The 7,129-nt window shown below is 36.0% G+C and carries 3 protein-coding genes (1 of these 3 cut by a window edge); 2 read left to right on the top strand and 1 reads right to left on the bottom strand.

Going from position 1 to position 7,129, the window contains the following annotated elements; translation table 11 throughout:
• Positions 1–253: 253 nt before the first annotated feature.
• On the top strand, positions 254–5,797 hold the full coding sequence (locus EB239_RS02430; protein ID WP_129545081.1) for an alpha amylase N-terminal ig-like domain-containing protein: 5,544 nt from the start codon (positions 254–256) through the stop codon (positions 5,795–5,797).
• 36 nt (positions 5,798–5,833) lie between these two features.
• On the opposite strand, the gene EB239_RS02435 is transcribed toward EB239_RS02430, so the two are convergent.
• Positions 5,834–6,727: an ATP-binding protein gene (locus tag EB239_RS02435; RefSeq protein WP_003871271.1), complete on the bottom strand. Its 894-nt coding sequence runs from the start codon at positions 6,725–6,727 to the stop codon at positions 5,834–5,836.
• A gap of 177 nt (positions 6,728–6,904) precedes the next feature.
• On the opposite strand from EB239_RS02435, the gene EB239_RS02440 reads away from it, so the two are divergent.
• On the top strand, positions 6,905–7,129 hold the start of the coding sequence (locus EB239_RS02440; RefSeq protein ID WP_003871272.1) for a fumarate hydratase. The gene runs 618 nt beyond the window's last position; 225 of the gene's 843 nt are visible here — the first part of the coding sequence; the start codon lies at positions 6,905–6,907; its stop codon lies beyond the right edge, outside the window.

Below are 7,129 nucleotides of genomic sequence, written 5' to 3' on the forward strand. Positions count from 1 at the left end.
GCTTTATAGTAGCCCTATAAATTTACATATAGTGTATGTATTAACAACATATTGACAACGAAAAAACTATAATTTATAATAGACATGAGGGAAAACGATTGCGCAAAAATTTGCACAAGGAAATGCGTACATAAACACATTTATCTTTTTGTAACCTGTGAAAGCGATTGCCTAAAAGAAATGGGGGTGGTGTTGTAAATTAGTTTTTTAAAAAAATATTTAAGGAAATATATGGCGAAAAGGGGGATTATAGGTGTTTAAGATGAGAGCTTTAGGATTTTTGCTGGCTTTTCTTTTAGTTTTTACAGCAGTATTTGGCTCAATGCCTATGGAATTTGCAAAGGCTGAGACAGATACAGCGCCAGCGATAGCCAATGTTGTTGGCAATTTTCAATCCAAACTTGGAGATTCTGACTGGAATATAAACAGTGACAAAACGATAATGACATATAAAGGTAATGGCTTTTATGAATTTACTACCCCAGTTGCGTTACCTGCAGGTGATTATGAGTATAAAGTTGCTCTTAATCATTCATGGGAAGGTGGAGGAGTTCCTTCACAAGGTAATTTAAGCTTGCATCTTGATTCAGATTCTGTAGTGACTTTTTATTACAATTACAATACTTCAAGTGTTACCGATTCCACAAAATATACACCAATTCCCGAAGACAAGCTTCCAAGACTTGTAGGGACTATACAGCCTGCAATAGGAGCAGGTGATGATTGGAAACCTGAAACATCGACTGCTATAATGAGAGACTATAAGTTTAATAATGTTTACGAATACACTGCAAATGTTCCAAAAGGGAATTATGAGTTTAAAGTGACTTTAGGGCCCTCATGGGATATAAATTATGGCTTAAATGGTGAACAAAATGGGCCAAATATTCCTTTGAATGTAGCCTATGATACTAAGATTACATTTTACTATGATTCGGTTTCACATAATATATGGACAGATTATAATCCACCTCTTACAGGACCTGATAATAACATATATTATGACGATTTAAGACATGACACCCATGACCCATTCTTCCGCTCGCCTTTCGGTGCAATAAAAACGGGAGATACTGTGACATTAAGAATACAAGCAAAAAATCATGACATTGAGTCAGCTAAAATTTCTTATTGGGATGATATTAAAAAAACAAGAATAGAAGTCCCTATGTACAGAATTGGTCAAAGTCCTGACGGGAAATATGAATACTGGGAAGTTAAGTTAAGCTTTGACCATCCCACAAGAATTTGGTATTACTTTATACTTAAAGACGGGACAAAAACTGCTTATTACGGAGATAACGATGAACAATTAGGTGGCGTAGGTAAAGCCACAGATACAGTAAATAAGGACTTTGAACTTACTGTCTACGATAAAAACTTAGACACCCCTGATTGGATGAAAGGGTCAGTAATGTATCAAATATTCCCTGATAGGTTCTTTAATGGGGATTCTTCAAATGACTATTTAAAGAAATACAGCAGAGGTTTTGATCCTGTTGAATATCATAGCAACTGGTACGAACTTCCAGATAATCCGAATGATAAAAATAAACCAGGATATACAGGGGATGGCATATGGTCAAATGACTTCTTTGGCGGTGATTTACAAGGTATAGATGATAAATTGGATTATTTAAAAAGCCTTGGAATATCAGTCATTTATCTCAATCCAATTTTTCAATCACCTTCTAATCACAGGTACGATACAACCGATTACACAAAAATAGACGAACTATTAGGAGATTTATCTACCTTTAAGAAGCTCATGGAGGATGCCCATGCAAAAGGGATTAAGGTAATACTTGATGGCGTCTTCAATCATACAAGTGATGACAGCATTTATTTTGATAGATATGGTAAATACTTAAACACGGGAGTTTTAGGTGCTTATCAAGCATGGAAACAGGGAGATCAGTCAAAGTCTCCATATGGTGACTGGTATGAGATAAAGCCTGACGGTACCTATGAAGGATGGTGGGGATTTGACAGTTTACCTGTGATAAGGCAGATAAACGGCAGTGAATATAATGTCAAAAGTTGGGCGGATTTTATTATAAATAATCCTAATGCAATATCTAAGTATTGGTTAAATCCTGATGGGGACAAAAATGTAGGTGCAGATGGTTGGAGATTAGATGTTGCGAATGAAGTTGCTCACGATTTTTGGATTCATTTTAGAGGTGCAATTAATACTGTGAAACCGAATGCTCCGATGGTTGCAGAAAACTGGAATGACGCTTCACTGGATCTGCTTGGAGATTCTTTTAACTCTGTTATGAATTATCTCTTTAGAAATGCAGTAATTGACTTTATATTGGATAAATCATTTGATGACGGAAATGTGGTGCACAATCCTATAGATGCAGCAAAACTCGACCAAAGGCTTATGAGCATATATGAGAGATATCCTCTTCCAGTGTTTTATTCTACTATGAATCTTTTAGGTTCTCATGACACCATGAGGATATTGACAGTATTTGGATACAACTCTGCGGATGAAAATCAAAATTCTCAAGCAGCAAAAGACCTTGCGGTTAAAAGACTTAAACTTGCTGCAATACTGCAAATGGGTTATCCAGGCATGCCTTCTATTTATTACGGAGATGAAGCAGGACAATCTGGAGGAAAAGACCCGGACAACAGAAGGACATTCCCTTGGGGAAGAGAAGATACTGATTTGCAAACTTTTTTCAAGAAAGTTGTAAATATAAGAAATGACAATCAAGTTTTGAAAACAGGAGACCTTGAGACACTTTATGCAAATGGCGATGTTTATGCCTTTGGAAGAAGAATCATAAATGGAAAAGATACTTTTGGGAAATCGTATCCTGACAGTGTAGCTATTGTCGTAATAAATAAAGGTGACGCAAAACAGGTTTCTATAGATACCACTAAATTTATAAGAGATGGAGTTGCTTTTACAGATGCCTTAAGTGGCAAGACATACACGGTTCAGGATGGTAAAATTGTTGTAGAAGTTGGATCAATGGATGGGGCAATACTCATTTCAGATCCAGAGCAAAATTTGACAGCACCTCAGCCAATAACAGACCTTAAAGCAGTCTCAGGGAATGGCAAAGTAGACCTTTCCTGGAGTGTAGTAGATAAAGCAGTAAGCTATAATATTTACCGTTCTACAGTTAAAGGTGGGTTATATGAAAAAATAGCTTCAAATGTTACGCAAATTACCTATACTGATACAGAGGTTACCAATGGTCTAAAGTATGTGTATGCTGTAACCGCTGTAGATAATGATGGAAATGAGAGTGCTTTAAGCAATGAAGTTGAGGCATATCCAGCATTTCCTATTGGCTGGGCGGGAAATATGAATCAAGTAAATACACATGTAATAGGTGTAAATAATCCAGTTGAAGTGTATGCTGAAGTGTGGGCTCAAGGGCTTACAGATAAACCTGGCCAAGGAGAAAATATGATTGCCCAGTTAGGATATAGGTATATTGGAGATACTGTAGGAGATGCAGTTTACAATGCCGTGTACAATAAGGTAGAAGGTGTTGAAATAAGTAAGGACTGGACATGGGTTGATGCACAATATGTAGGTGATTCTGGAAATAATGATAAATACATGGCTAAATTTGTACCTGATATGGTAGGCACATGGGAATACATTATGAGATTTTCTTCTAACCAAGGCCATGATTGGACGTATACAAAAGGACCAGATGGGAAAACAGATGAAGCAAAACAGTTTACTGTCGTGCCATCAAATGATGTAGAAACACCTACAGCTCCAGTCTTACAACAACCAGGAATTGAATCCTCAAGAGTTACACTTAATTGGAGTCCGTCAGCTGATGATGTTGCTATTTACGGCTACGAAATCTATAAGTCTTCAAGTGAAACAGGACCATTTATAAAGATTGCAACTGTGTCTGACAGTGTGTATAACTACGTAGATACAGATGTAGTAAATGGCAATGTGTATTATTATAAAGTTGTGGCAGTTGATACCTCCTATAATAGGACAGCATCAAATACAGTAAAAGCGACACCTGATATAATACCTATAAAAGTGACATTTAATGTCACAATACCAGATTATACTCCTGATGATGGTGTAAATATTGCTGGAAACTTCCCGGATGCTTTCTGGAATCCAAATGCTAATCAAATGACAAAAGCTGGTTCTAACACCTATAGTATTACACTTACTTTAAATGAGGGTACACAAATTGAATATAAATATGCAAGGGGGAGCTGGGATAAAGTAGAAAAAGGTGAATACGGCAATGAGATTGACAACAGAAAAATAACTGTTGTCAATCAGGGTTCAAATACAATGGTTGTAAATGATACAGTGCAAAGATGGAGAGATGTGCCAATATATATCTATTCTCCAAAAGACAAGACTATTGTTGATGCAAATACGAGTGAAATAGAGATTAAAGGCAATACTTACAAAGGTGCGAAAGTAACTATAAATGATGAATCTTTTGTGCAACAAGAAAATGGAGTATTTACAAAAGTAGTTCCCTTGGAATATGGTGTAAATACTATCAAAATACATGTAGAGCCCAGTGGCGACAAGAATAATGAACTTACAAAAGATATAACAATAACTGTTACAAGAGAGAAGCCCGGCCAGGAGACAGAACCTACTCCTACTCCACCAACAGAAACAGCAAAGCCAACTCAAGAAGTATCACAAGGCAAAATAGTTGTAGAAAATAACACAACAACACTTACAATAGACGAAAACAAAGTAGCAAAAGACATAAAAGACACTTCAAAGAAAGAAATACAATTTGACTTAACAAATATAGGAACTACACCTCAAAAAGCATTAGAAATACCTGTAACTGTACTTAATTTAATAGCAGAGAACAACAAAAACGTAGTAGTAAAATCAGACGAAGTAGCTCTTCAATTTGATGCAAAAACTTTGGGAGTATCACAAGAAGCAATTGACCTCATAAACAAAGCAGGAACAATAAAACTTAACATACACAACAAAGGCAAAAAGGAAGCATCATCTTTCGAGCCAATAACAAGCGCCTACGACATAACAATAAAAGCAGGAGACAAAGACATAAAAATAGGGTCACCAGTAAAAATGACATTTAACATAAAAGGTGCAAAAGACATAAGAAAAGTAGGAGTATACTACTTAAACGAGAAGACAAATCAATGGGAATACGTAGGAGGAAAAGTTGACAAAGGAACAAACACAATAACCTTTGAAGCCAAACACTTCTCAACCTATGAAGTCTTTGAATACAACAAAGAATTCAAAGACGTAACAAAAGACAATTGGGCATATGACGTAGTAAATGTCCTTGCATCAAGGCACATAATAAAAGGAGTAGACAGTGAAACATTTGTACCGAACGCAAAAATAACAAGAGCAGAATTTGCAGCATTAATGATAAGGGCATTAGGAATAGAAGAAGAGCCGTACCAAGGAGAATTCAATGACGTAAAAGAAGGAGCATGGTATGCTAACGCAATAGAAGCAGCATACAAAGCAGGGATAATGTTAGGAGACGGCAAGAATATGAGGCCGGATGACCCAATAACAAGAGAAGAGATGACAGCAGTAATAATGAGGGTATACGGAAAGCTTGCAGAGTACAAAGAGGACAGTATAGGGAATACCACTTTCAGTGATAACAACAAGATAAGCGAATGGGCAAAGAATGTAGTAGCGAATGCAGTAAAACTTGGAATAGTAAGAGGATATGAAGATAACACTTACAAGCCAAAAGACAACGCTACAAGAGCAGAGGCAGCAGCTATGCTTTACAGAATTTTAGAGAAAACAGGAAATATATAAATGAGAAAAATGCGCCCATTGGGCGCATTTTTCTCATTAGTCAGTTTTTACCCATGTGCGGCAGAAGGTACACACGGGAGAAACAGAAGGAAAACCACATACCTCACAATTTATTTTTGGAGGACGGGCAGAAGTACCAGCAAATAGATGGGCATATTTTGTGTAGTTTTTATAAAAAGACCTTTTAATTCCTGGGGAATTTTCCTCTAACATATCTAAGGCTTCTTGATATCTTGTATATTTTGCTTCTCTTGAATAAGGACATACTGCGGTTACAGGTTTTATATTGTGAAGTTTTGCAAAAGCAATTATCTCTTCTTCTGCTTGGAAAGCGAGAGGTTTAATTTTTCGAGCAAATCCCGGTTCTTCAGGGAGTACAGGAGTTCCCTTTGATAAATGATGAAGGTCCCATCGGAATAGATTTGCTAAAAGCAACTTAGCCATGTCGTCTAATGTATGACCTGTTGCTAGTGCATCAGCTTTTACAGATAAAGTGTATTCATTCATAAGATGCCTTTTAGTGACTCCACATAGAGCACATATCCTGTCTTGGTGTTTAGCTACATCCGGGATACCTTTTCGAAATTTTTCTTTTAAGCTTACTATTTCTAAAGGAATATCATTTTCTTTGCAAAAGTTTTCCACAACTTCTCTAGATCGAGAAGAGAAGTTGTTTTCTTCTATTCCTAGATCTATAAAAAAGCCCAGCACTTCATAACCTAATCTTTTTAAGACAAAAGTAGTGACTAAGGAATCTTTTCCTCCTGAGATTGCAACGACTACGCGCCCTTTCGGAGGCAGCATTTTATATTTTTCAATAGTTTTGGCAACTTGTCTCATAAAAAAAGCATCCAAATGTTCTTCGCAAAAGGCGGAATTATGAGCGGGGAATTTTACAATTGCTGGTTTACGGCATACAGTACATTTCAATGGCATAACCCTCCTTTACTTAATAAATTGTGTACTACAATCAAAGCTATACCTTAAATTATAAAAAATTTAAAAAGAAATAGCAAAAACGCTATTACTTCAACAAGTTTTCCTTAAAAAATTTCTAAAAAAATAGTATTATATACTTGTGAAGAACTTAAGAGGGAGTGAAAAATTTTGAAAGTGATAGAAGCAAAGAAAATTACTGAAATAGTAAAATTGCTTTGTATTGAAGCTAATTATGAATTACCTCAAGATATATTTGAAAGTTTAAAAGAAAGAATAAAAGAGGAAACAAGTCCTTTGGGTAGAGAAATTTTAAAAGATATAGTTGCAAATGCTGAAATAGCGAAAACGCAAAGAATGCCTATATGTCAAGATACAGGAATAGTGGTAGTTTTT

The sequence above is a fragment of the Thermoanaerobacter ethanolicus JW 200 genome, assembly GCF_003722315.1.
Taxonomy (GTDB): Bacteria; Bacillota; Thermoanaerobacteria; order Thermoanaerobacterales; family Thermoanaerobacteraceae; genus Thermoanaerobacter; species Thermoanaerobacter ethanolicus.